Annotated in this window: 24 protein-coding genes; 19 read left to right on the top strand and 5 right to left on the bottom strand. The window is 70.6% G+C overall.

Annotated elements, in window-relative coordinates:
• Positions 1-9 precede the first annotated feature (9 nt).
• Positions 10-1,209, top strand: a complete 1,200-nt coding sequence (gene mqnC, locus H0H10_RS32590; RefSeq protein ID WP_188184772.1) for a cyclic dehypoxanthinyl futalosine synthase — start codon at positions 10-12, stop codon at positions 1,207-1,209.
• 7 nt (positions 1,210-1,216) lie between these two features.
• Entirely contained in the window at positions 1,217-1,867 is a 651-nt protein-coding gene (locus H0H10_RS32585; RefSeq protein WP_188184771.1) for an imidazolonepropionase-like domain-containing protein, read from the top strand.
• A gap of 1 nt (position 1,868) precedes the next feature.
• Here H0H10_RS32585 and H0H10_RS32580 read toward each other — a convergent pair whose 3' ends face one another.
• Entirely contained in the window at positions 1,869-2,873 is a 1,005-nt protein-coding gene (locus H0H10_RS32580; RefSeq protein WP_188184770.1) for a chitinase, read from the bottom strand.
• Between the two features lie 181 nt (positions 2,874-3,054).
• On the opposite strand from H0H10_RS32580, the gene H0H10_RS32575 reads away from it, so the two are divergent.
• Genes H0H10_RS32575 through H0H10_RS32560 form a run of 4 tightly spaced genes read left to right on the top strand, consistent with a single transcriptional unit; the run spans position 3,055 to position 7,469 of the window.
• Positions 3,055-3,426, top strand: coding sequence for a hypothetical protein (locus H0H10_RS32575; RefSeq protein ID WP_223180783.1), 372 nt, complete (start codon positions 3,055-3,057; stop codon positions 3,424-3,426).
• Positions 3,427-3,445: 19 nt separating this feature from the next.
• A complete protein-coding gene (locus H0H10_RS32570; protein ID WP_188184769.1) occupies positions 3,446-5,668 on the top strand; it encodes a bifunctional polysaccharide deacetylase/glycosyltransferase family 2 protein in 2,223 nt (740 codons plus the stop codon).
• Positions 5,668-6,750 carry an acyltransferase family protein gene (locus tag H0H10_RS32565; RefSeq protein WP_188184768.1) on the top strand — a complete coding sequence of 361 codons (1,083 nt, stop codon included), beginning with the start codon at positions 5,668-5,670 and terminating at the stop codon, positions 6,748-6,750. The genes H0H10_RS32570 and H0H10_RS32565 overlap by 1 nt, the downstream gene beginning before the upstream one ends.
• 23 nt (positions 6,751-6,773) lie before the next feature.
• Positions 6,774-7,469: a demethylmenaquinone methyltransferase gene (locus tag H0H10_RS32560; RefSeq protein ID WP_188184767.1), complete on the top strand. Its 696-nt coding sequence runs from the start codon at positions 6,774-6,776 to the stop codon at positions 7,467-7,469.
• On the opposite strand, the gene H0H10_RS32555 is transcribed toward H0H10_RS32560, so the two are convergent.
• Together H0H10_RS32555 and H0H10_RS32550 are read right to left on the bottom strand one after the other, a co-directional pair.
• Positions 7,456-7,797 (bottom strand): PASTA domain-containing protein, encoded by a 342-nt coding sequence (locus H0H10_RS32555; protein ID WP_188184766.1) that lies wholly within the window; start codon positions 7,795-7,797, stop codon positions 7,456-7,458. The genes H0H10_RS32560 and H0H10_RS32555 overlap by 14 nt on opposite strands.
• Positions 7,798-7,889: 92 nt before the next feature.
• Positions 7,890-8,393: a GNAT family N-acetyltransferase gene (locus tag H0H10_RS32550; protein WP_188184765.1), complete on the bottom strand. Its 504-nt coding sequence runs from the start codon at positions 8,391-8,393 to the stop codon at positions 7,890-7,892.
• Positions 8,394-8,491: 98 nt separating this feature from the next.
• Between H0H10_RS32550 and H0H10_RS32545 the strand changes: the two genes are divergently transcribed.
• The gene (locus H0H10_RS32545; RefSeq protein ID WP_188184764.1) at positions 8,492-9,775 is read left to right on the top strand and encodes a geranylgeranyl reductase family protein; all 1,284 of its coding nucleotides are present in this window, start codon (positions 8,492-8,494) and stop codon (positions 9,773-9,775) included.
• Here H0H10_RS32545 and def read toward each other — a convergent pair whose 3' ends face one another.
• A complete protein-coding gene (def, locus tag H0H10_RS32540; RefSeq protein WP_188184763.1) occupies positions 9,776-10,405 on the bottom strand; it encodes a peptide deformylase in 630 nt (209 codons plus the stop codon).
• 271 nt (positions 10,406-10,676) lie between these two features.
• A complete protein-coding gene (locus H0H10_RS32535; RefSeq protein ID WP_188184762.1) occupies positions 10,677-11,528 on the bottom strand; it encodes a C40 family peptidase in 852 nt (283 codons plus the stop codon).
• A gap of 744 nt (positions 11,529-12,272) precedes the next feature.
• Between H0H10_RS32535 and H0H10_RS32530 the strand changes: the two genes are divergently transcribed.
• The 12 genes from H0H10_RS32530 to nuoL are packed head-to-tail and all read left to right on the top strand — an operon-like array spanning position 12,273 to position 25,114.
• A complete protein-coding gene (locus tag H0H10_RS32530) occupies positions 12,273-12,632 on the top strand; it encodes an NADH-quinone oxidoreductase subunit A (protein WP_030420561.1) in 360 nt (119 codons plus the stop codon).
• 13 nt (positions 12,633-12,645) lie between these two features.
• Positions 12,646-13,200, top strand: a complete 555-nt coding sequence (locus H0H10_RS32525) for a NuoB/complex I 20 kDa subunit family protein (protein ID WP_055635348.1) — start codon at positions 12,646-12,648, stop codon at positions 13,198-13,200.
• Positions 13,197-13,937 carry an NADH-quinone oxidoreductase subunit C gene (locus tag H0H10_RS32520; RefSeq protein ID WP_188184761.1) on the top strand — a complete coding sequence of 247 codons (741 nt, stop codon included), beginning with the start codon at positions 13,197-13,199 and terminating at the stop codon, positions 13,935-13,937. Before H0H10_RS32525 ends, H0H10_RS32520 begins: the two co-directional genes overlap by 4 nt.
• Positions 13,934-15,274 (top strand): NADH-quinone oxidoreductase subunit D, encoded by a 1,341-nt coding sequence (locus H0H10_RS32515; protein ID WP_188184760.1) that lies wholly within the window; start codon positions 13,934-13,936, stop codon positions 15,272-15,274. Before H0H10_RS32520 ends, H0H10_RS32515 begins: the two co-directional genes overlap by 4 nt.
• The gene (gene nuoE / locus H0H10_RS32510) at positions 15,271-16,143 is read left to right on the top strand and encodes an NADH-quinone oxidoreductase subunit NuoE (RefSeq protein ID WP_188184759.1); all 873 of its coding nucleotides are present in this window, start codon (positions 15,271-15,273) and stop codon (positions 16,141-16,143) included. Before H0H10_RS32515 ends, nuoE begins: the two co-directional genes overlap by 4 nt.
• Positions 16,140-17,492, top strand: a complete 1,353-nt coding sequence (nuoF, locus tag H0H10_RS32505; protein WP_188184758.1) for an NADH-quinone oxidoreductase subunit NuoF — start codon at positions 16,140-16,142, stop codon at positions 17,490-17,492. The genes nuoE and nuoF overlap by 4 nt, the downstream gene beginning before the upstream one ends.
• Positions 17,489-19,993 (top strand): NADH-quinone oxidoreductase subunit G, encoded by a 2,505-nt coding sequence (locus tag H0H10_RS32500; RefSeq protein WP_188184757.1) that lies wholly within the window; start codon positions 17,489-17,491, stop codon positions 19,991-19,993. Before nuoF ends, H0H10_RS32500 begins: the two co-directional genes overlap by 4 nt.
• The gene (gene nuoH, locus H0H10_RS32495) at positions 19,990-21,366 is read left to right on the top strand and encodes an NADH-quinone oxidoreductase subunit NuoH (RefSeq protein ID WP_188184756.1); all 1,377 of its coding nucleotides are present in this window, start codon (positions 19,990-19,992) and stop codon (positions 21,364-21,366) included. The genes H0H10_RS32500 and nuoH overlap by 4 nt, the downstream gene beginning before the upstream one ends.
• Positions 21,359-22,000, top strand: a complete 642-nt coding sequence (nuoI, locus tag H0H10_RS32490) for an NADH-quinone oxidoreductase subunit NuoI (protein WP_188184755.1) — start codon at positions 21,359-21,361, stop codon at positions 21,998-22,000. Before nuoH ends, nuoI begins: the two co-directional genes overlap by 8 nt.
• Positions 21,997-22,839 (top strand): NADH-quinone oxidoreductase subunit J, encoded by an 843-nt coding sequence (locus tag H0H10_RS32485; RefSeq protein WP_188184754.1) that lies wholly within the window; start codon positions 21,997-21,999, stop codon positions 22,837-22,839. Before nuoI ends, H0H10_RS32485 begins: the two co-directional genes overlap by 4 nt.
• Positions 22,836-23,135 carry an NADH-quinone oxidoreductase subunit NuoK gene (gene nuoK, locus H0H10_RS32480; RefSeq protein ID WP_004927567.1) on the top strand — a complete coding sequence of 100 codons (300 nt, stop codon included), beginning with the start codon at positions 22,836-22,838 and terminating at the stop codon, positions 23,133-23,135. The genes H0H10_RS32485 and nuoK overlap by 4 nt, the downstream gene beginning before the upstream one ends.
• A 14-nt stretch (positions 23,136-23,149) precedes the next feature.
• Complete coding sequence (nuoL, locus tag H0H10_RS32475) at positions 23,150-25,114, top strand: NADH-quinone oxidoreductase subunit L (RefSeq protein ID WP_188184753.1); 1,965 nt, start codon at positions 23,150-23,152, stop codon at positions 25,112-25,114.
• Position 25,115: the final 1 nt, after the last annotated feature.

Below are 25,115 nucleotides of genomic sequence, written 5' to 3'. Positions count from 1 at the left end.
GGGGCGCCGGTGACCGAGAAGGCCGACCTTCAGCCCATCCTCGACCGCGCAGCCGCCGGTGGGCGGATCACCCCCGAAGAGGCCCTCGTCCTCTACCGCGACGCCCCGCTGCACGCGCTGGGGGCAGCCGCCGACGCCGTGCGCAGGCGGAAGTACGCCGGTACGGAGCACATCGCGACGTACATCATCGAGCGCAACATCAACTACACCAACGTGTGCGTCACGGCGTGCAAGTTCTGCGCCTTCTACGCCGCGCCCAAGGACACCGCCAAGGGCTGGACCCGCGACCTCGACGACATCCTGCGCCGCTGCGCGGAGACGGTCGAGCTCGGCGGCACGCAGATCATGTTCCAGGGCGGCCACCACCCGGACTACGGCGTGGAGTACTACGAGAAGCACTTCGCCGCCATCAAGAAGGAGTTCCCGCAGCTCGTCATCCACAGCCTGGGGGCGAGCGAGGTCGAGCACATGGCCCGGATCTCCGGTGTGTCGGTCGAGGAGGCCATCACCCGGATCCACGCGGCCGGGCTCGACTCCTTCGCCGGCGCCGGTGCGGAACTGCTCCCGGAGCGGCCGCGCAAGGCCATCGCGCCGCTGAAGGAGTCCGGCGAGCGCTGGCTGGAGATCATGGAGACGGCGCACAACCTGGGTGTGGAGTCGACGTCCACCATGCTCATGGGCACCGGCGAGACCAACGCCGAGCGCATCGAGCACCTGCGGATGATCCGGGACGTGCAGGACCGCACCGGCGGCTTCCGCGCCTTCATCCCGTACACCTACCAGCCCGAGAACAACCACCTGAAGGGCCGCACCCAGGCCACCCTCTTCGAGTACCTGCGGATGATCGCCATCGCCCGCGTCTTCCTCGACAACGTGGCCCACATCCAGGGCTCGTGGCTGACCACGGGCAAGGAGGTCGGCCAGCTCTCCCTGCACTACGGCGCCGACGACCTCGGCTCGATCATGCTGGAGGAGAACGTCGTGTCGTCGGCCGGCGCGAAGCACCGCTCCAACCGGCTGGAGATCATCGACCTGATCCGCAAGGCGGGGCGCGTCCCGGCGCAGCGCTCGACGACGTACGAGCACCTCGTGGTGCACGACGACCCGGCGAACGACCCCGTCGACGAGCGGGTCGTCTCCCACATCTCGTCCACGGCGATCGAGGGCGGCACGGCCCACCCCGAGCTGAAGCTGCTCGCCTCCAACTGACGCGCCCGTGCTGACGATCCACGCCGCGGACCTCGTGATCGCCGGGGACCGGCGGCCGCCCCTGCCCGGCGGCGCCGTCCTGGTCGACGGCCGGGAACTCGCGGCCGTCGGCCCGTACGAGGAGCTGGCGGCCGCCCACCCGGCGGCGCGGACCCGGCGCTGGCCGGGGGTGCTCACGCCGGGGCTGCTCAATCCGTACGGTCCCGAACTGCTGGAGGCGGCCTACCACCCGGACCCGCGCGAGGCGGACGAGCTGGGCACCGAACCGCTCACCGGCGCGGCGCTCGCGGGGCTCGCCATGACGGAGGCCCGCTGGGGCGCGAGCGCGCGGCGCGGCGTGCGGCTGCTGCTGGCGCACGGGGCCGTCGCCGTGGCGGGCGACCTGTGGCGGCCCGCCGTCGTGGACGCCCTGCACCGGGCGGGGCTGAGCGTGGAACAGCGGTTCGAGGACCCCGCCGGCCCGGCGACCTTCGACTCGCTGGCGGGGCGGAGCCTGCCGGAGGCGATCACGCTGCCGCTGCCGCACGACGGCGTGACCGGCACGGACGCGACGTTCGCGGTCTTCGACGTCCCCGACGAGGCGGCGCTCGTGGAACGCGGGGCCGGCACCTGCGTGGCGACGGTGCTCGCCGGACGCCTGGTCCACCGCCGGCGCTGACTCAGCCCCCGAACGCCTCCCCGAAGGCGCCCGCCTGCTGCGTCACCCCGCTGCAGTCGGTCGCCGCGTCGTCAGACCCGGCGTCGTCCGTGCACTGCCGGTCCCGGAAGGTGGCCCACACCGACACCCAGGCGATGCCCTTCTCCTCGGCGAAGGCCCGGACCTCGGCCGCGTCCGCGAGCGTGAACGTCTCCCCGTCGACGTCGTTGACGCCCAGCATCGAGGTGAGCGCCATGCCCCGCCAGGCCTCCGCGTCCGACGTCCCGAAGACCTCCTTCAGCTGGGTGTGGGCGGCCTCGGCCGAGGTGCGGGCGTAGTCGCCCATGTCGCCGTCGTAGGACTCGCCGTAGTTCATCGTCATGAGGTTGACCGTGGAGACCCGTACGCCGTGGTCGTTGGCGGACTCCAGCAGCGTCACCCCGTCGGTGTCGAGGCCGGAGGGCATGACCGGCAGCGTGAAGGAGATCTCCAGGTCGCTCCGCTCCTGCTGGAGCAGCGCGATCGCCTCCGAACGCAGGGCGACGGAGCCGGCGTCGGTCAGCTCGTCGCCCTCGACGTCGAAGTCGGCCTGCGCGGAACCGGCGGCGTCCAGGGCCTCGCCGTAGGCCGCCGCCAGGTCCTCGGCGCTGTCGCAGGCGGCGGCCAGCTCCGTGCCGGAGGCGCCGCCGAAGGAGACGCGGACGGTGGCGCCGGACTCCTTCAGCGCGGCGACGCGGGCGGCGACCGCGGTGTCGTCGATGTCCTGGACGCCGTTCCAGCGCGGGGCGCAGTCGCTGCCGGAGGAGATCACGAAGGCCAGGTTGTACGTCGCCGGGGAGCCCGCGGAGTCGTTGTCCGAGGCCGTGGTGGCGCTGACGTAGGGGGCGTAGGCGGTGGTCGGCGCGGCGGACCCGGGCGGCTCGGGTGCCGCGTCCGTCGTGCCGGTCCCCCCGCCGCCCGAGCAGCCCGCGGCGGCCAGGGTGAACAGCAGGGCCAGCCCGGCCGCCGGTTTCCGGAAAGCCCTCATCGCACACGCTCCGTTCTCGTCGTCGGACGAGTGAACGTCCCACACGTGGCTGGGCGTTTCCTGAGCAAAGTGCGCACGTGTGCGGCAACTCTCAGGTCACGGACAGGCTGCGCCGTCCTTCACCGGGATCTCACAGCAAAGCCAGAGGTTGCGGCAGGCAAAGCTGCCTAGCGTCCGGGGAATGCATTCCGAGCCTGTCTCTCAGAGCCGCGCCGCCGTGCGCGGTCGCCGCCGCAAACGCGGCAACGGGTCCGCCGAGGGGCCCGTGTTCGTGGACAACTCCGGGCGCCGGGCCAGGCTGCTGCGCCGGCTCGGCCTCCTCCTCGGAGCCGTCTGCCTCGGCTACGCGGCCGTCCTCGGGCTGGCCTTCATGGGCATCGGCACCTCGGTCAACCCGTCCTCCCTGCTGCCCTTCGCGGACGGGCAGGACGGCCGGGCCCCGGGCGGGGACCTGGGCCCGCAGGGCGCCGTCGCCCCCACGGGCGCCCCGCCCACCGGCACCGCGGCACCCGGCCGCACCCCCGCCCCGACCGCCTCCGCCGCCACCGACTGACCGGGACGCCGCCGCTTCCATGACCACGACCACACCCTCACGGGGCCGCCGCCGCGCCCCCTCCCGCATCGAGCGGGCCGCCGGACGGGCCGCCGCGCTGCAGCGCCCGCGGGTCCTCCTCGCCCTGCTCCTGCTGCTCGCGCTGACCTGCGTGATGCTCCTCGACGGCTATCTGCGCGCGGAGGTCGGAGGGGACCAGCGCGTCCGCACCGGGGCCAGTGCCAGTGACGTACCCGACGACATCCTCGACGGCGGGCCGATCCTCACCTTCCGCGGCGGACAGGCCACGACCGTCTCCGTGCCGGACAAGACGATCGCGCTGACCTTCGACGACGGCCCGGACGCCACCTGGACGCCGAAGGTCCTGGAGATCCTGGAGAAGTACGACGTGCCCGGCACGTTCTTCCTGGTCGGATCGATGGTCGCGCGCTACCCGGACATCGTGCAGGACATGGTCGAGCAGGGCAACGAGGTGGGCGTCCACACCTTCACCCACGTCGACCTCTCCTACCAGAGCGAATCCCGCGTCACGCGCGAGATCGAGCAGACCCAGCTCGCCCTCGCCGGCGCGGCCGGCATCACCACCACGCTGTTCCGGGCGCCGTACTCCTCCCAGACGGACGCCATCGACAACTACAGCTGGCCCGTCTACGAGAAGCTCGGCCAGGACGGCTACACCAGCGTCTTCATCGACACCGACAGCGACGACTGGAAGCGGCCCGGGGTGTCGAAGATCGTCGAGTGGGCCACGCCCGAGGACGGCGAGGGTGCCTCGGTCCTCTTCCACGACGCCGGCGGCGAGCGTTCGCAGACCATCGAGGCGCTGCCGAAGTACATCGAGAAGATGAAGGCGGCGGGCTACACCTTCACCACCATCAGCGGCGTCATGGCCGCGCAGCAGCCCGCCGGCGGTCCCGACGCCGGCCGGGCCGGCACCGCGGACGCCCTCCAGGCCGCCCACCACAAGGCCACCGGCACCACCCTCTACGAGGGCAAGGCCCTCGTCGCGGCCGTCGCCGTCGCCGAGTGGACGGTGCCCGCGCTGTCGGCCGGGCTCGTGGTCGTGGGCGTGGCCGTCATGGGCCGGTTCGGGATGATGCTGGTCCTCGCCCGCCGCCACCACCGGCAGCGCAACAGACGCCGGTTCACCTGGGGACCACCCGTCACCGGGCCGGTGAGCGTGATCGTCCCGGCGTACAACGAGAAGGAGTGCATGGCCAACACCCTCCGGTCGCTGGCGCGCAGCACCCACCCGATCGAGATCATCGTCGTGGACGACGGCTCCACGGACGGCACCGCGGAGATCGCCGAGTCCCTCGGCCTGCCCAACGTCCGCGTCCTGCGGCAGGCCAACGCGGGCAAGCCGGCCGCCCTCAACAACGGGGTGCGCAACGCCCGGTACGACATCGTCGTGATGATGGACGGCGACACCGTCTTCGAGCCCGACACCGTACGGCAGCTCGTCCAGCCCTTCGCCGACCCGGACGTCGGCGCGGTCGCGGGCAACGCCAAGGTCGGCAACCGGCGCACGCTCATCGGCGCCTGGCAGCACATCGAGTACGTGATGGGCTTCAACCTCGACCGGCGCATGTACGACCTGCTGCGCTGCATGCCGACCATCCCCGGCGCGATCGGCGCCTTCCGCCGCGAGGCCGTCCTCCAGGTCGGCGGCATGAGCGACGACACGCTCGCCGAGGACACCGACATCACCATCGCCCTGCACCGCGCCGGCCGGCGGGTGGTCTACCAGGAGCACGCACGGGCCTGGACGGAGGCGCCGGGTTCGCTGAAACAGCTCTGGTCCCAGCGCTACCGCTGGTCGTACGGCACCATGCAGGCGCTGTGGAAGCACCGCGGGTCCCTCACGGACCGGGGGCCCTCCGGCCGCTTCGGGCGGGTCGGCATGCCCCTGGTGGTGCTCTTCCAGGTGGTCACGCCGCTCTTCGCCCCGCTCATCGACGTCTTCACCGCCTACTCGATGATCTTCATCGACTTCCGTGCGGCACTGCTCGCCTGGCTGGCGGTGCTCGGCGTCCAGCTCCTGTGCGCGGCCTACGCCTTCCGCCTCGACCGCGAGAAGTACCGGTACCTGCTGATGATGCCGCTCCAGCAGCTGGCGTACCGGCAGATGATGTACCTCGTCCTCATCCACTCCTGCGTCACCGCCCTCACCGGCGGCCGGCTGCGCTGGCAGAAGCTGAAGCGGACGGGCGAGGTGGGCACGCCGGCGGGGACCGGGTGATGGGTGCGCACCGCAAGGGGGCCGGCCCGGCGGCCGGGCTCCCCGCGGCCGGCGGCCGGGACCGCTACTTCGACGCCCTCCGGGCCCTCGCCCTCGTCCGGGTCGTGGCGTACCACGCCTTCGGCTGGCCCTGGGCCGGACTGGTCCTGCCCTCCATGGGGATCATGTTCGGCCTGGCCGGCACCCTGATGGCCGGGTCGCTGCGGCGTCCCGCGCCCACGGTGATCCGGAGCCGGCTGCGCCGCCTCCTGCCGCCGTACTGGTTCTGGGGACTGTTCGTGGTGGCCGCGATGCTGGTGCACGGCTGGATGCCGGGGTGGCGGATCGTGTACTGGGTGGTGCCGCTCGGCGACCCGCCGGGCGACGCCTGGGCCGAGCAGGTCTGGGAGATCCTCTGGTACCTGCGGACGTACGTGTGGTTCGTCCTGCTCTCCCCGCTGCTGCTGCGCCTGTTCCGGCTCGCCCCGGTCCCGGTGCTGCTGCTGTCCCTCGCCCCGGCCCTGGTCCTCCGGTTCGCCTGGCAGCCGCCGGAGGACCGCCTCGGGAGCGCGCTCACGGACCTGGCGACGTACCTGTTCTGCTGGATCCTCGGCTTCGCGCACCACGAGGGGGTGCTGCGGCGGCTCAGGCCCGGTGCCGTCGTCCCGCTGTGCGTCGCGGCGCTCGCGTGCGGCGGCTGGTACGCCTTCGCGGACCGGGCCGCGTACGGCACGTACGACCTCGACGAGAACCCGTTCGCGCAGGCGCTGTGGTCGGCGGGCGCCGTGACACTGCTGATGCACGCCAAGGCCCGGCTCGGCACCGGCTGCGCCGGCCCGGCCCGGTTCCCGCGCCTGGACCGGCTGGTGACCGTCTTCAACGCGCGGGCGGTGACGATCTACCTGTGGCACGAGATCGCGCTGGTCCTGGCCGTGCCGCTGATCGACCTGTGCTGGCGGGTGCCCGCGTTCGAGGCGTACCTGCCGCTGGGCAGCCAGTGGTTCCTGTTCGGCGTCGGCTGGGTTCTGATCGTGGTGTTCGTGCTGCTGGCGGGCTGGGTGGAGGACGTCGCCGCGCGGCGGAGGCCGCGCCTGCTGCCCTGATCCCGGGCTGCAACAATGGGCCCGTGACCCGCGCTTCCCTGAACAAGCAGCCGAACGAAGTCGCCTCGATGTTCGACCACGTCGCGGAACGGTACGACCTGACGAACGACGTGCTCTCGCTCGGCCAGGACCGGGTGTGGCGCAAGGAGGTCGCCAGAGCCGTCGACGCCCGCCCCGCGCAGAAGGTCCTCGACCTGGCCGCCGGCACGGCGACGTCCTCCCTCCCCTTCGCCCGGACCGGCGCGTACGTCGTCCCCTGCGACTTCTCCCTCGGCATGCTCCGGGTGGGCAAGCAGCGGCACGCCTGGCTGCCGCTCACGGCGGGCGACGCGACGCGGCTGCCGTTCCGGGACGACGTCTTCGACGCGGTCACCATCTCCTTCGGGCTGCGCAACGTGCAGGACACCGACGCGGCGCTGCGGGAGATGTACCGGGTGACCAAGCCCGGTGGCCGGGTCGTGATCTGCGAGTTCTCGCACCCGACCTGGACGCCGTTCCGCACCGTCTACACCGAGTACCTGATGCGCGCGCTGCCGCCGGTGGCCCGCGCGGTGTCGTCCAACCCCGACGCCTACGTCTACCTCGCCGAGTCCATCCGCGCCTGGCCCGACCAGCCCGCCCTGGCCGAACGGCTGCGCGGGGCCGGCTGGTCGAAGGTGGCGTGGCGGAACCTGACGGGCGGCGTGGTGGCGCTGCACCGGGGTTTCAAGGAGAGCTGAGGACCGCGCAGTAGGGCTCGCGCGGCTCGGCCAGCTCCCGCCGCAGCCCGCCGCGGGGCGGGCCGGGCACGCGCGGCTCGCGGGTGCCTCCGCCGCCCTCACCCTCCCCGAAGTCGAACCACACGTACACCGGCGACTCCCGCGGCACCTCCGCTCCGGGCTGCGGGTACTGGCGTACGACGTAGTCGACGACGGCGAGGTGGAAGTCGGGCCGGTCCGGCGCGGTGAGGGACAGGCCCCGGGAACGGGCCGCCTCCCGCGCGTCCACGGCCATCAGGCCGACCAGGCGCGGCACGCGCACATCGGGTGTCTTGGGTGTCAGGCGCACGGACGTCACCCCCAGCGGTACGGGCAGGGTAACTCCGCGGGGCACCGCCCGGAAGCATCAAGTGGCGTTCCGTGACATTCGATTACGGTGCGTCACAACTGGAGCCGGTAGCAGTGGCCCTGCTGCTGCGACGGCGTCGTGAAGACCTCTGCGAGCCGCATGCCGAGGCGCTCGGTGACCGCGATGGACCGTGTGTTGCGGGCGTTGACCATCGCCACCACCTCCGCCACCCCGGCCGCGCGGACCCGGTCCAGCGTCTGCCGGGCCGCCGCGGTGACGTACCCCTTGCCCCAGTGGTCCCTGCCCAGCCGCCAGCCGATCTCGATCTCGCCCTTGGGGCCCCAGTCCTGCGGCCACGGCTGGGCGCCCGTGAAGCCGATGACCCGGTCGGACTCGTCCAGCATGGTCCACAGGCAGAAGCCGTGCTCGGCGTCGTGCCGGCGCTGGCGGGCGGTGAGCTCCTCGTAGACGGACAGCTCGGCGGACCTCCCGCCGTGGAACTCCATGACGTCCGGGTCGTCGAAGATCCGGTGCCAGGCGACCGCGTCCTCGTCCGTGGGGACGCGCAGCCGTACGGCGGGGAGAGCTCGGTTCACGGGGGACAGCCCTTCAGCCGGTGATCGGTGACGCTGAATAGACTGCCCATGTCCAGTGCCCGTCGGCACGCAGATTTCGAACTTGGGGAGATCCCGCCGTGACCGAGCCCCTCTCCGACAACACCGCCGATGTGATCGTCGTGGGCGCGGGGCCAGCCGGCTCCACCACGGCGTACTACCTGGCCAAGGCGGGACTCGACGTCCTCCTGCTGGAGAAGACCGCGTTCCCGCGCGAGAAGGTCTGCGGCGACGGGCTCACCCCGCGCGCGACCAAGCAGCTCGTGGCGATGGGCATCGACATCTCCGAGGAGGCCGGCTGGCTGCGCAACAAGGGCCTGAGGATCATCGGCGGCGGTGTGCGGCTCCAGCTGGACTGGCCGGATCTCGCCTCCTTCCCCGACTACGGACTCGTCCGCAAGCGCGACGACTTCGACGAGCAGCTGGCCCGGCAGGCCCAGAAGGCGGGCGCCCGCCTGCACGAGCGCTGCAACGTCGGCGCCCCCATCGTGGACGACCGCACCGGCCGCATCACCGGCGTGCACGCCAAGCTCGGTGAGGACAAGCGCGAGGTCACCTTCCACGCGCCGCTCGTCGTCGCCGCGGACGGCAACTCCACGCGCCTGTCGCTGGCGATGGGCCTGCACCGCCGCGAGGACCGCCCGATGGGCGTCGCGGTCCGCACCTACTTCACCAGCCCGCGCCACGACGACGACTACCTGGAGTCCTGGCTGGAGCTGTGGGACCGCCGCGGCCTCCAGGACCGCCTCCTGCCGGGCTACGGCTGGATCTTCGGCATGGGCGACGGGACCAGCAACGTCGGCCTCGGTGTGCTGAACACCTCCGCCTCCTTCAAGGAACTGGACTGGCGCGAGGTCCTGAAGGCCTGGTGCGCGTCCATGCCGGAGGACTGGGGCTACACCCCGGACAACATGACCGGCCCGATCCGCGGCGCCGCCCTCCCCATGGCCTTCAACCGCCAGCCCCACTACACGCGCGGGCTGCTGCTGGTCGGCGACGCCGGCGGCCTGGTGAACCCCTTCAACGGCGAGGGCATCGCCTACGCCATGGAGTCCGGGCAGATCGCCGCCGACGTCATCGTCCAGGCGCACGCGCGGGCGACGCCGGCCCAGCGCGAGACGGCCCTCCAGCGCTACCCGCGCGTCCTGAAGGACACCTACGGCGGCTACTACACGCTGGGCCGCGCCTTCGTGAAGCTCATCGGCAACCCGAAGGTCATGCAGATCGCGACCCAGCGCGGACTCACCCACCCGCTGCTGATGAAGTTCACCCTGAAGATGCTCGCCAACCTGACGGACCCGACGGGCGGCGACGCGATGGACCGCATCATCAACGGGCTGAGCAAGGTGGCCCCAAAGGCCTGATCAGCCCTTGGCGAGAGCGGCGGCGTTGGCGGCCCGGCGGGCGAACACCTCCTCGCGCCGGTCCGCCGACTGCCGCAGCGCCGCCCTGCGGTCCCGCTTGGAGAGCCGGTCCAGGTAGACGTGGCCGTTCACGTGGTCGGTCTCGTGGGCGAGGCAGCGTGCGAAGTAGCCGGTGCCCTCGACGAGGAGCGGGTTGCCGTCCTTGTCGAGGCCGCGTACGACGGCCCGGTCGGGCCGCGGTACGTCCATGACGGCGCCCGGCACCGACAGGCATCCCTCGCCCTCGTCCAGCAGCCGCCGCCCGGCCGGGTCGAGCGGTTCCAGCACCGGGTTCACGATGTGCCCGACATGCCGGACACCGTCGTCGTCGGGGCAGTCGTACACGAACAGGCGCAGACCGACGCCGACCTGATTGGCAGCCAGGCCGGCTCCCTCGGCGACGTACATCGTCCGGAACATGTCGTCGATGAGCGCCGCGAGGTCGGGTCCGAACTCGGTGACGTCGCGGCAGGGCTTGTGCAGCACCTCTTCGCCGACCTCGGTGACACGCCGGACCGACCCGCGCAGGGCTTCCGGCGCGAGCGGGGGGTAGGAGGCGACGGGCCGCCCCTGTACGAACACGCTCGGCATGATGTTCTCTCCTTCGGCTCGTGGACGGGCCGGTGGAGAACCGGCCCGCGCCGAGCATGCCAGGAGCGCCGAACGGGGGCGAGATGCCTGAGGGTCACGAGACGCCTGAGGGCCATGACATGCCTGAGGGACGCGAGATGCCTGAGGGCCGCGAGATGCCTGAGGGCCGCGAGATGCCGAGGGCTCCGGATCCCTGAGGGCGGCGGGATTGCGAAGGGCCGCAGCCCCGGAGCGGCTGCGGCCCTTCGTACGGTGGTGCCCGGTGTGAGCCCTACAGCACGCGCACCGCGCCGCTCGGCGGGTCGTACGACAGCGACGCCTTGATGACGCCGGTGGACGGGTTCTGCGCGCCGACGAACATGCCGTCGCCGACGTACACGCCGACGTGGTAGGCGCTGCCCGCGCCGCCCCAGTAGAGGATGTCGCCCGGCTGGAGGTTGCTCAGCGACACCTGGGTGCCGGCGGTCGACTGGGCCTGGGAGACGCGCGGCAGGTCGACGCCGACCTGCTTGAACGCGGCCTGCACGAGGCCGGAGCAGTCCCAGGAGTTGGGGCCGGTGCCGCCGGAGACGTAGGCGTCGCCGACCTGCGCCTGGACGAAGGCGACGACGGCGGCGGCCGAACCGGAGGGCGTGGACGTGTTGGTGCTGGTGCTGGAGCCGGCGCTCGTGCCGCTGCCCGTGCCGACGGAGGTGCCGGTGTCCACGGACGCGCTGAGGGTGGCGCGCTCGGAGGTGCGGGAGGCGCGCTCGGCGGCCTCCTTGCGGGCGGCCTCCTCGGCCTTCTTCTTGGCCTCGGCGGCCTTCTTCTTGGCCTCGGCGAGGTCCGCCTTGGCCTCCTTGGCCGCCTGGGCGGCGGCTGCGTCACGCTCGGCCCGCAGCTCGTAGTTCGCGGCGGCCTGCTGCGTGGCGTCCGCGGACTGGGCGACCTGGGCGGCCAGGTCGGCCGTCAGGGTGGGCAGTTCGAGGGTCTGCGTCACCGGCTCGGCCGCGTTCGCCGAGCCGGACGCCCCGGCGACTGCCAGGGTGCTGAGGACGCCACCGGCAACTCCGGCCCGCATCGCGAGAGTGGACGCGCTGCGGCGGGGCTTCCGGTGGCTGCGTATGTGAGCGGTGTGGGACATGGGAACAACCGGTATCAGGAGCTCCTCCATACCTTCAAGAAACGTGTCCTGCGCCACAATTGTTCAACGGGGTGCCCGAATCCCGGGCGTGTCGGCCTTTATTGACGCCGTAACGGACATTGCGGACGCGCCGTAACCGGCCTGTGATCACGGGCTTTGATCGTTACGCCCGAATTGCCCCCCGCTTACCACTTGTTGAGGCAGTTGGCCAAGCCCGGTTCTCAGACGCCTCTCACGGATGTGGCGGAGGTCACGGAACGGTTACTCGGGCGGGCGCGTCCCCGTCGCGGATTCCGGCCCGCCGCGCTCGTGAACGCGTGCACGCGTCCACATCGGCTCCGGTCTCTCCCTCTGATGTGTGAACGGCTCCTCCATCAAGAGATCGCGTCCAGCGCCAATTTGCATGCAAGGGAAGCATCTTGATATTGAGACGACCCATCTGATCAGGGTCGATGAGTAAAATTGTCACCTCTGGTGATCAGTCGAACGCTTCTTGTACGAAGATCACCGCTCATCCGACTTCATGATCCTTCGTCAGGTGGTGGAGATCACAAAGCTTGTGTAATACCCCGTGTCGCAGATCACAGAGCGGCGGGCATAAGATGCGTGGCAGTTGGGCTTGTGACCTGCTTCACATGTTCGCGATCTTCGCCGGGACGAGCGGGGCTCGTGGGACTTGTGAGGCGCTTGTGAGTCCACGGCAAACCGCCAGCAGTCAGTGCCGACTGAGAGGAGCGAGGAGCGGTGAACGCGTATGCGCCCATCCTCGTACTGGGAGCCCTCGGGGCAGGCTTTGCGATCTTCTCCGTGGTCATGGCCACGCTGATCGGTCCGAAGCGGTACAACCGCGCCAGGCTCGAGGCCTACGAGTGCGGCATCGAGCCGACCCCCACGCCGGCCGGCGGCGGGCGCTTCCCCATCAAGTACTACCTGACGGCGATGCTCTTCATCGTCTTCGACATCGAGATCGTCTTCCTCTACCCCTGGGCCGTCACCTTCGACGCCCTGGGGATTTTCGGGCTCGTGGAGATGCTGCTCTTCGTGCTCACCGTCTTCGTCGCGTACGCGTACGTATGGCGGCGCGGCGGCCTGGAATGGGACTGAGGGGCCTTTAGTCATGGGACTCGAAGAAAAGCTGCCGAGCGGCTTCCTGCTCACCACCGTCGAGCAGGCCGCGGGCTGGGTGCGCAAGGCGTCGGTCTTCCCCGCCACCTTCGGCCTCGCCTGCTGCGCCATCGAGATGATGACCACCGGTGCCGGCCGCTACGACCTGGCGCGTTTCGGCATGGAGGTCTTCCGCGGCTCGCCGCGGCAGGCGGACCTGATGATCGTCGCGGGCCGGGTCAGCCAGAAGATGGCGCCGGTGCTGCGGCAGGTCTACGACCAGATGCCGAACCCCAAGTGGGTGATCTCCATGGGGGTCTGCGCCTCCTCCGGCGGCATGTTCAACAACTACGCGATCGTCCAGGGCGTCGACCACATCGTCCCGGTCGACATCTACCTCCCAGGCTGCCCGCCGCGGCCCGAGATGCTGATGGACGCCATCCTCAAGCTCCACCACAAGATCCAGAACTCCAAGCTCGGCGTGAACGCCGAGGAGGCGGCCCGCGAGGCGGAGGAGGCGGCGCTCAAGGCCCTGCCCACCATCGAGATGAAGGGGCTGCTGCGATGAGCGACGCGGGCGGCAACGGGGTGAACCCCGAAAAGGACCTCTCCGCCGAGAACCTCCCCGGTCAGCGCGGCCAGGGCGGCGAGGAGATCCGCGTCCAGCGCGGCATGTTCGGCGCCAACAACGGCGGCGACACCTCCGGCTACGGCGGCCTGGTCCGCTCGGTCCGCCTCCCGGGACCGGCGAGCAGGCCCTACGGCGGCTGGTTCGACGAGGTCGCCGACGAGCTGGAGGGCGCGCTGGAGGAACAGGGACTCCTCCCCGACAACGCCATCGAGAAGACGGTCGTCGACCGCGGCGAGCTGACCTTCCACGTCGAACGCGAACACCTGGTCCGGGTCGCCCGCACCCTGCGCGACGACCCGGCCCTGCGCTTCGAGCTGTGCACCGGCGTCAGCGGCGTCCACTACCCGAACGACAAGGGCCGCGAGCTGCACGCCGTCTACCACCTGCGCTCGATCACCCACAACCGGGTGATCCGCCTGGAGGTCAGCGCGCCCGACAGCGACCCGCACATCCCGTCGCTGTTCTCCGTCTATCCGACGAACGACTGGCACGAGCGCGAGACGTACGACTTCTTCGGCATCGTCTTCGACGGTCACCCGGCCCTGACGCGGATCATGATGCCGGACGACTGGCAGGGCCACCCGCAGCGCAAGGACTACCCCCTCGGCGGCATCCCCGTCGAGTACAAGGGCGCCCAGATCCCGGCTCCGGACCAGCGGAGGTCGTACTCATGAGCACGTCGAACGCATCCGCGGCGTCCGCCGCCTCGGCGCGCGAGACCACGGAAGGCACCGTCTACACGGTCACCGGAGGCGACTGGGACGAGGTCGTCCGGTCCGCCGCCCGCGCCGACGACGAGCGCATCGTCGTCAACATGGGGCCGCAGCACCCGTCCACGCACGGCGTGCTCCGCCTGATCCTGGAGATCGAGGGCGAGACCGTCACCGAGGCCCGCTGCGGCATCGGCTACCTGCACACCGGCATCGAGAAGAACCTCGAGTACCGGACGTGGACGCAGGGCACCACCTTCGTGACGCGCATGGACTACCTGACGCCGTTCTTCAACGAGACGGCGTACTGCCTGGGCGTCGAGAAGCTCCTCGGCATCGAGGACGAGATCCCGGACCGGGCCTCGGTCATCCGGGTTCTCCTGATGGAGCTGAACCGGCTCTCCTCCCACCTGGTGTGCATCGCCACCGGCGGCATGGAGCTCGGCGCCACCACGATCATGATCTACGGCTTCCGTGATCGTGAACTGATTCTCGACATCTACGAGCTGATCACCGGCCTCCGGATGAACCACGCGTACATCCGCCCCGGCGGACTCGCCCAGGACCTGCCGCCCGGCGCGGTGGACCAGATCCGCGAGTTCGTGAAGAAGATGAAGAAGAACCTCCCGGAGTACGACAAGCTCGCCACCGGGAACCCCATCTTCAAGGCCCGCATGCAGGACGTCGGCTACCTGGACCTGGCCGGCTGCATGGCCCTCGGCGCCACCGGCCCGATCCTGCGCTCCACCGGCCTGCCCCACGACCTGCGCAAGACCCAGCCGTACTGCGGCTACGAGACGTACGACTTCGACATCCCGACCGCCGACTCCTGCGACTCCTACGGCCGCTTCCTGATCCGGCTGGAGGAGATGCGCCAATCGCTCAGGATCATCGAGCAGTGCCTGGACCGGCTCCAGCCCGGCCCGGTCATGGTCGCCGACAAGAAGATCGCCTGGCCCGCCCAGCTCGCGCTCGGGCCGGACGGACTGGGCAACTCCCTCGACCACATCAAGAAGATCATGGGCACCTCCATGGAGGCCCTGATCCACCACTTCAAGCTGGTCACCGAGGGTTTCCGCGTCCCGCCGGGACAGGCGTACGCGGCGGTCGAGTCGCCCAAGGGCGAACTCGGGGTGCATGTCGTCTCCGACGGCGGCACCCGCCCCTACCGGGTCCACTTCCGCGACCCGTCCTTCACCAACCTGCAGGCCATGGCGGCGATGTGCGAGGGCGGCCAGGTCGCCGACGTCATCGTCGCCGTCGCGTCCATCGACCCCGTGATGGGAGGCGTCGACCGGTGACCACCAGTTCTTCGGAGCGGGGCGTCAGCCTGGGCATGCCCGAACTGCCCGCGCCCGCCTACCCGGACGACGTCCGAGCGCGTCTGGAGACCGACGCGCGCGAGATCATCGCCCGCTACCCGGACTCCCGGTCCGCCCTCCTGCCGCTGCTGCACCTCGTGCAGTCGGAGGAGGGGCACGTCACGCGCACCGGGATGCAGTTCTGCGCGGACATGCTGGGCCTCACCACCGCCGAGGTCACCGCGGTCGCCACCTTCTACACCATGTACCGGCGCAGGCCGAGCGGCGACTACCAGGTCGGTGTGTGCACCAACACCCTGTGCGCGGTGATGGGCGGCGACGCCATCTTCGAGTCCCTCCAGGAGCACCTGGGCGTCGGCAACGGCGAGACGACCGAGGACGGCAAGGTCACCCTGGAGCACATCGAGTGCAACGCGGCCTGTGACTTCGCGCCGGTCGTGATGGTCAACTGGGAGTTCTTCGACAACCAGACCCCGGCGAGCGCCAGGCGCCTCGTCGACGACCTGCGCGCGGGACGGCCGGTGACGCCCACGCGCGGTGCGCCGCTGTGCACCTTCAAGGAGACCGCCCGGATCCTGGCGGGCTTCCCCGACGAGCGGGACGGCGCCGTCGCGGCCGGCGGCAGCGCGGGTCCCGCCTCGCTGGTGGGCCTCCGCCTGGCCAAGGGGGAGACCGCACCCGCGCGCGTGGTGCACCCGCGGGACGGCGGGCCGCACGAGACGCCGCAGGACCGGGCCGTGCACGACCCGTCCCCGGCGGAGCACCTGAGCTCGCACGACGCGCCGCAGGACACATCGGCATCCGACCCAGCCCACCCGGCAGGGCCTACCGCCGAGGAGGGGGAGTGATGACCTTGGCAGCCGAGATCAAGGACACCAGCCCGGAGAAGCTGCTCGCACCCGTGCTGTCGGCCTTCTGGGACGAGGACGAGTCCTGGACTCTGGACGTCTACCGGAGGCACGAGGGGTACGAGGGGCTCCGCAAGGCGCTGGCGATGTCTCCGGACGACCTGATCGCGTACGTCAAGGACTCCGGTCTGCGCGGACGCGGCGGCGCGGGGTTCCCGACGGGGATGAAGTGGCAGTTCATTCCCCAGGGGGATGGCAAGCCTCACTATCTAGTTGTCAACGCCGACGAATCGGAGCCCGGGACCTGCAAGGACATCCCGCTCCTCTTCGCGAACCCGCACAGCCTCATCGAGGGCATCGTCATCGCGTGTTACGCCATCAGGTCGTCGCATGCCTTCATCTATCTGCGTGGTGAAGTCGTCCCCGTGTTGCGGCGGTTGCACGCGGCCGTGCGCGAGGCCTACGAGGCGGGCTTCCTGGGCGAGAACATCCTGGGCAGCGGACTCGATCTCCAACTCACCGTGCACGCGGGCGCGGGCGCGTACATCTGCGGTGAGGAGACCGCACTGCTCGACTCGCTCGAAGGCCGCCGTGGTCAACCGCGGCTCCGTCCCCCCTTCCCTGCTGTGGCCGGCCTCTATGCCTGCCCCACTGTGGTGAACAACGTCGAGTCGATCGCGTCGGTTCCCGCGATCCTGAACAAGGGCAAGGACTGGTTCAGGTCGATGGGCAGCGAGAGGTCGCCGGGCTTCACGCTCTACTCCCTCTCCGGCCACGTCGCCAGCCCCGGCCAGTACGAGGCGCCGCTCGGCATCACGCTCCGCCAGCTCCTCGACATGAGCGGGGGCATGCGCCCCGGCCACCGGCTGAAGTTCTGGACGCCGGGCGGGTCCTCGACGCCGATGTTCACCGACGAGCACCTCGACGTCCCTCTTGATTACGAAGGAGTGGGCGCCGCGGGTTCCATGCTCGGCACGAAAGCCCTGCAGTGCTTCGACGAGACGACCTGCGTCGTCCGCGCCGTCACCCGCTGGACCGAGTTCTACGCCCACGAGTCCTGCGGCAAGTGCACGCCCTGCCGCGAAGGGACCTACTGGCTCGTGCAGTTGCTGCGCGACATCGAGGCCGGCAAGGGCGTCATGGCCGACCTCGACAAGCTCAACGACATCGCCGACAACATCAACGGCAAGTCCTTCTGCGCCCTCGGCGACGGTGCCGCCTCGCCGATCTTCTCCTCGCTGAAGTACTTCCGCGAGGAGTACGAGCAGCACATCACGGGCCGTGGCTGCCCCTTCGACCCGGCCAGGTCGACGGCCTGGGCCGATCACCGCACGGAGGTGAACGCATGACCGTGACCACGAGCGCTCCCTCCGGCGGGGGAGAGGCGGCGGTCCCGCCCGAGGACCTGGTGACGCTGACGATCGACGGCATCGAGATCAGCGTGCCCAAGGGCACCCTGGTCATCCGCGCCGCCGAACAGCTCGGCATCGAGATCCCCCGGTTCTGCGACCACCCTCTCCTCGACCCGGCCGGCGCCTGCCGCCAGTGCATCGTCGAGGTCGAGGGCCAGCGCAAGCCCATGGCGTCCTGCACCATCACCTGCACCGACGGCATGGTGGTGAAGACCCACCTCACCTCGCCCGTCGCCGAGAAGGCCCAGCACGGCGTGATGGAGCTGCTGCTCATCAACCACCCGCTGGACTGCCCGGTCTGCGACAAGGGCGGCGAGTGCCCGCTGCAGAACCAGGCGATGTCCCACGGCAACGCCGAGTCCCGCTTCGAAGGAAAGAAGCGGACCTATGAGAAGCCCGTGCCGATCTCCACGCAGGTGCTGCTCGACCGCGAGCGGTGCGTGCTGTGCGCCCGCTGCACCCGGTTCTCCAACCAGGTCGCGGGCGACCCGATGATCGAGCTGATCGAGCGGGGCGCGCTCCAGCAGGTCGGCACCGGCGAGGGCGACCCCTTCGAGTCGTACTTCTCCGGCAACACCATCCAGATCTGCCCGGTCGGCGCGCTCACCTCGGCGGCGTACCGGTTCCGTTCCCGCCCCTTCGACCTGGTCTCCTCCCCGTCCGTCTGCGAGCACTGCTCCGGCGGCTGCGCCACCCGCACCGACCACCGGCGCGGCAAGGTCATGCGGCGGCTCGCGGCCGACGACCCCGAGGTCAACGAGGAGTGGATCTGCGACAAGGGGCGGTTCGCCTTCCGGTACGCGCAGATGCGGGACCGGCTGCGGACCCCGCTGGTGCGCAACGCCGAGGGTGAGCTGGCGCCGGCGTCCTGGCCGGAGGCACTGCAGATCGCCGCCCAGGGGCTGCTCGCCTCACGGGGCCGGACCGGCGTCCTGACCGGCGGACGGCTGACCGTCGAGGACGCCTACGCGTACAGCAAGTTCGCGCGCGTGGCGCTCGACACCAACGACATCGACTTCCGCGCGCGCGTGCACAGCTTCGAGGAGGCCGACTTCCTGGCCTCCCAGGTCGCCGGCCGCGGCCGCGACCTCGACGGCACGGGCGTCACGTACACCTCCCTGGAGAAGGCGCCCGCGGTCCTCCTGGTCGGCTTCGAGGCCGAGGAGGAGGCGCCCGGCGTCTTCCTGCGGCTGCGCAAGGCGTGGCGCAAGCACGGACAGCGGGTCTTCTCCCTCGCCACGCACGCCACCCGGGGCCTGGAGAAGGCGGGCGGCACCCTGCTGCCGGCCGCTCCCGGTACCGAGACCGAGTGGCTGGACGCGCTCGCGAGCGGCGTCGGCCTGGAGGGCGACGGCGCCGCGGCCGCCGAGGCGCTGCGCGCCGAGGGCGCCGTGATCGTCGTCGGCGAACGGCTGGCGTCCGTGGCCGGCGGCCTCACCTCCGCGGTACGGACCGCCACCGCGACCGGGGCCCGGCTGGTGTGGATCCCGCGCCGGGCGGGGGAGCGCGGGGCGATCGAGGCCGGTGCACTGCCCACGCTGCTGCCGGGCGGGCGTCCGGCCACCGACGCCCGCGCGCGCGAGGAGGTCGCCGCGGTCTGGGGCCTGGCCGACCTCCCGCACCGCTACGGCCGCGACACCGGCCAGATCGTCGAGGCCGCCGCGGGGGGCGAACTCCAGGCGCTGCTGGTGGCGGGCGTGGAGGTCGCCGACCTTCCCGACCCGGCACGCGCGCGTGAGGCACTCGCCGAGGTCGGCTTCCTGGTGTCGCTGGAGCTGCGGCCCAGCGAGGTCACCGAACTCGCCGACGTCGTCCTGCCCGTCGCCGCGGTCGCCGAGAAGCCCGGTTCCTTCCTCAACTGGGAGGGGAGGGTGCGTTCCTTCGACTCGGCGCTCAAGCCCGACCAGATGACCCAGCGCCTCGCGCCCTCGGACGCGCGGGTGCTCCAGATGCTGGCCGACGCCATGGACGTCCACCTCGGCCTGCCGGATCTGCGCACCACGCGCGCGGAGATCGACCGGCTCGGCACCTGGGACGGTCCGCGGGCCACCGAGCCGCTGCACACCGCCGGCGCGCTGCCGAGGCCGGCCGCCGGCGAGGCCGTACTGGCCGGGCACCGGCTGCTGCTCGACCAGGGCCTCCTCCAGCAGGGCGACGAGGCGCTCGCCGGCACCCGGCACGCCGCACGCGCGCGCCTGTCGGCCGCCACGGCCGCCGAGGCCGGCGTCAAGGACGGCGACGTCCTCGCCGTGACCGGTCCCGCGGGGGTCGTCGAACTCCCGCTGCAGGTCACCGACATGCCCGACCGGGTGGTCTGGCTCCCGCTGAACTCGGCCGGCACCGGCGTCGCCTCCGACGCCGGGGTGCTGCCCGGCTCACTCGTCCGCATCGGCCCGGCGACGCTCGCCGGCGAGGCCCCCAAGGAGGTGGAGGCATGAGCCCGTACCTCGCCGCTGAAGACCTCTCGCTGTTCGGCAACGACCCCTGGTGGCTGGTCGTCGTCAAGGCGGTCTTCTGCTTCGCCTTCCTGATGGTGACCGTGCTGTTCTCCATCGTCTGGGAGCGCAAGGTCGTCGCCTGGATGCAGCTGCGCATCGGCCCGAACCGGCACGGCCCCTGGGGCATGCTCCAGTCGCTCGCCGACGGCGTGAAGCTGATGCTCAAGGAAGACGTCGTCGTCAAGCGCGCCGACAAGGCGGTGTACATCCTCGCGCCGATCGTCGCGGCCGTCCCGGCCTTCATGGCGATCGCGGTGATCCCCTTCGGGCCGGCCGGCAACGAGGTCTCGGTCTTCGGTCAGCGCACCACCATGCAGCTCACCGACCTGCCGATCGCGGTGCTGTACATCCTCGCGGTCGCCTCGGTCGGCATCTACGGCATCGTGCTGGCCGGCTGGAGCTCCGGATCGACGTACCCGCTGCTCGGCGGACTGCGGTCCTGCGCGCAGATGATCTCCTACGAGATCGCGATGGGCGCCGCGTTCGCCTCGGTGTTCCTCTACTCGGGATCGATGTCGACCTCGACGATCGTCGAACAGCAGGGCGACCGCTGGTACATCCTGCTCCTGCCGGTCTCGTTCCTGATCTACATCGTGACGATGGTCGGCGAGACCAACCGCGCCCCCTTCGACATGCCGGAGTCCGAGGGCGACCTGGTCGGCGGCTTCAACACCGAGTACTCGTCGATCAAGTTCGCGATGTTCATGCTCGCCGAGTACGTGAACATGGTGACGGTCGCGGCGGTGGCCACCACCCTGTTCCTCGGCGGCTGGCGGGCCCCGTGGCCGGTCAGCACCTTCTGGGAGGGCGCGAACCACGGCTGGTGGCCGATGCTCTGGTTCGTCCTCAAGGTCCAGCTGCTGCTGTTCTTCTTCATCTGGCTGCGCGGCACGCTCCCACGGGTCCGCTACGACCAGCTGATGAAGCTCGGCTGGAAGGTCCTCATCCCGGTCTCCCTGGTCTGGCTGATGCTCGTCGCGACCGTCCGGGCCCTCAGGAACGAGAACTACGACTTCGCCGACATCGCCCTCTACATCGGCGGCGGTGTCCTGGTCCTCCTGCTGCTGTCCTTCGTCGTCGACATGTACCGCGACAAGGCCAGGCAGGCCGAGCGGCCCGTCGAGGCGCCGGCCGCCTTCGACCCGATGGCCGGCGGGTTCCCCGTGCCGCCGCTGCCGGGGCAGGAGCTGCCGCCCGTACCGCGACGCCGCCCGCGCCGCGAGCGGGAGCTGATTGTCAGTGGCGGGCCCGATACTCACAGTGACGGATCTGTGGGCGGATCTACGGATGGAAAGGAGGCGTCCGATGGCTGAGGAACCCAAGGACACCAAGCCCGGTTTCCAGAACCCCGTGGCCGGCTTCGGCGTGACCTTCAAGGCCATGTTCAAGAAGCGGCTGACCGAGCAGTACCCGGAGCAGCAGAAGACCACCGCTCCGCGCTTCCACGGACGGCACCAGCTCAACCGCCATCCGGACGGCCTGGAGAAGTGCGTCGGCTGCGAACTGTGCGCGTGGGCGTGCCCCGCCGACGCGATCTACGTGGAGGGCGCGGACAACACCGACGAGGAGCGCTACTCGCCGGGCGAGCGGTACGGCCGCGTCTACCAGATCAATTACGCCCGCTGCATCCTGTGCGGCCTGTGCATCGAGGCGTGCCCCACGCGCGCGCTGACGATGACCAACGAGTTCGAGCTGGCGGACTCCAGCCGCGCCGACCTCATCTACACCAAGGAGCAGCTGCTCGCCGGCCTCGAAGAGGGCATGGTCGACACCCCGCACGCCATCTATCCGGGCACGGACGAGCAGGACTACTACCGGGGCCTGGTGACCGAGGCGGCGCCCGGCACGGTCCGGCAGGTCGCGCACTCCAAGGGCGAGGTCGTCCAGGAGGCCGCCTCCACGTTCGGCGAGGCGGAACCGGCGTCGGAGAAGGTGATCCGCCCATGACCGCGCAGCTCGCCGCCTACTCCACCTCCACCGGAGAGGCCGTCCAGTTCTGGACCCTCGGCACGATCGCGGTGATCGGCGCCCTGTGCACCGTCTTCATGAAGAAGGCCGTGCACAGCGCGCTCTGCCTCGCCGGAACCATGATCGTCCTGGCGGTCTTCTACCTCGCCAACGGTGCCTACTTCCTCGGCATCGTGCAGATCGTCGTCTACACGGGCGCGATCATGATGCTGTTCCTGTTCGTGGTGATGCTCGTCGGCGTCACCGCGGCGGACTCCCTGAAGGAGACGATCAAGGGCCAGCGCTGGCTGGCCCTGCTGTGCGGGCTCGGCTTCGGCATCCTGCTGATCGGCGGCATCGGCAACGCCTCCCTCGAGGAGTTCAGCGGCCTCGGCCAGGCCAACGCGGGCGGCAACGTCGAGGGCATCGCGTCCCTGATCTTCACCAAGTACGTCTTCGCCTTCGAGATCACCGGCGCCCTGCTGATCACGGCCGCGGTCGGCGCCATGGTGCTCACCCACCGTGAACGCACCGAGCGGGCCAGGACCCAGCGGGAGATGGCCGAGCAGCGCGTCCGGGAGGGCAAGTACCTGCCGCCGCTGCCGGCACCCGGCGTGTACGCCCGGCACAACGCCGTCGACATCGCCGGCCTGCTGCCCGACGGCACCCCGTCGGAGCTCACCGTCAACAAGACGCTGCGCCAGCGGGGCCAGATCCGTGACGTGTCGGCGGAGGCGCTCAACGACCTCAAGGCCCTGGAGCAGCGGGCCGAGGAGCGCCTGGAGCGCGACGCGATCCAACGGGCGAAGTTCAAGCGGGCCGAGGAGGCGTCGAAGTGAACCCGGTCAACTACCTCTATCTCGCGGCCCTGTTGTTCACGATCGGCGCCACCGGGGTGCTGATCCGGCGCAACGCGATCGTCGTGTTCATGTGCGTCGAGCTGATGCTCAACGCCTGCAACCTCGCGTTCGTCGCCTTCTCCCGGATGCACGGCAACCTCGACGGCCAGATCATCGCCTTCTTCACGATGGTCGTCGCCGCCGCGGAGGTCGTGGTCGGGCTGGCGATCATCGTGTCCCTGTTCCGTTCCCGCCACTCGGCCTCGGTCGACGACGCCAGCCTGATGAAGCTGTGAGGGGTCGCTGAATCGTGGAGAACCTGATTGCGCTGCTGGTGGCGGCGCCCCTGCTCGGAGCGGCGGTCCTGCTGTGCGGCGGACGCCGGCTGGACGCCGTCGGTCACTGGATCGGCACGCTGCTGGCCGCCGCGTCCTTCGTGATCGGCGTCGTCCTCTTCACCGACATGCTCGGCAGCGGCGCCGACGACCGCACCCTGACCCAGCACCTGTTCAGCTGGATCCCGGTGGAGGGATTCCAGGCCGACGTCGCCTTCCGGCTCGACCAGCTGTCGATGACGTTCGTCCTGCTGATCACCGGCGTCGGCTCGCTGATCCACCTGTACTCCGTCGGGTACATGGAGCACGACGAACGGCGCCGCCGCTTCTTCGGCTACCTGAACCTGTTCCTCGCGGCGATGCTTCTGCTGGTCCTCGCCGACAACTACCTGCTGCTGTACGTCGGCTGGGAGGGCGTCGGCCTCGCCTCCTACCTGCTGATCGGCTTCTGGCAGCACAAGCCCAGCGCGGCCACGGCCGCGAAGAAGGCGTTCCTGGTCAACCGCGTCGGCGACATGGGCCTGTCGATCGCGATCATGCTGATGTTCCTGTGGTTCGGCACCTTCGCCTTCGGGCCGGTGCTCGGCGGCCACGGGGAGGCCGGTCTCGCGGGCGAGGCGGGCGAGGGCAAGCTGACCGCCATCGCCCTGATGCTGCTGCTGGCCGCCTGCGGCAAGTCCGCCCAGGTGCCGCTGCAGTCCTGGCTCGGTGACGCGATGGAGGGCCCGACCCCGGTCTCGGCCCTCATCCACGCCGCGACCATGGTGACCGCGGGCGTGTACCTGATCGTCCGGTCCGGGGCGATCTTCAACGGTGCGCCCGACGCACAGCTGGTGGTCACCATCGTCGGCGCGGTCACGCTGCTGTTCGGTGCGATCGTCGGTTGCGCCAAGGACGACATCAAGAAGGCGCTGGCCGGCTCGACCATGTCGCAGATCGGCTACATGGTGCTGGCCGCGGGCCTCGGCCCCATCGGCTACGTCTTCGCGATCATGCACCTGGTGACGCACGGCTTCTTCAAGGCCGGGCTGTTCCTCGGCGCCGGCTCGGTCATGCACGGCATGAACGACGAGGTCGACATGCGCCGCTACGGCGGACTGCGCAAGTACATGCCGATCACCTTCATCACCTTCGGCCTCGGCTACCTCGCCATCATCGGCTTCCCGGGTCTGTCCGGCTTCTTCTCCAAGGACAAGATCATCGAGGCGGCGTTCGCCAAGGGCGGCACCGAGGGCTGGATCCTCGGCGGCGCGGCCCTGCTGGGCGCGGCCATCACGGCGTACTACATGACGCGCGTGATGCTGATGACGTTCTTCGGCGAGGAGCGCTGGCGCAACGCCCCGACGCCGTCCCCGGCCGAGCCGGACGTGGAGCCCGCGGCCGAGACGCGCGGCGAGTACGCCCCGCCGCACCCGCACGAGTCGCCGAGGGTCATGACGGTTCCGATGATCCTGCTGGCCGTGGGATCGGTGGCCGGCGGCGCGTTCTTCAGCATCGGCGACCGCTTCCTGCACTGGCTGGAGCCCATCACCGGGCACGACCACGGCCACGCGCCGATCAGCGCCCTGACGGTCACGGTGTCCACGGTGGCCGTGATGGTCATCGGTGTGGCGATCGCCTGGGTGCAGTACGGACGCCGCCCGGTCCCGGCCGTCGCCCCGCGCGGATCGCTGCTCACCCGGGCCGCCCGGCGCGATCTGCTCCAGGACGACTTCAACCACGTCGTCCTGGTCCGCGGCGGCGAGCACCTGACGCGCTCGCTGGTCTACGTCGACCACACCCTGGTCGACGGCGTCGTCAACGGCACGGCGGCCTCGGTCGGCGGCCTGTCCGGGCGGATGCGCCGGCTGCAGAACGGCTTCGCGCGCAGTTACGCGGTCTCGATGTTCGGCGGCGCGGCGGTCCTCGTCGCCGCGACCCTGCTGATGAGGGCGGTCTGAT

The sequence above is a fragment of the Streptomyces griseicoloratus genome, assembly GCF_014534645.1.
GTDB classification, from domain to species: domain Bacteria; phylum Actinomycetota; class Actinomycetes; order Streptomycetales; family Streptomycetaceae; genus Streptomyces; species Streptomyces griseicoloratus.
Note: the sequence above shows the minus strand (reverse complement) of the source record. Positions and strands in the feature narration are given on the sequence as shown.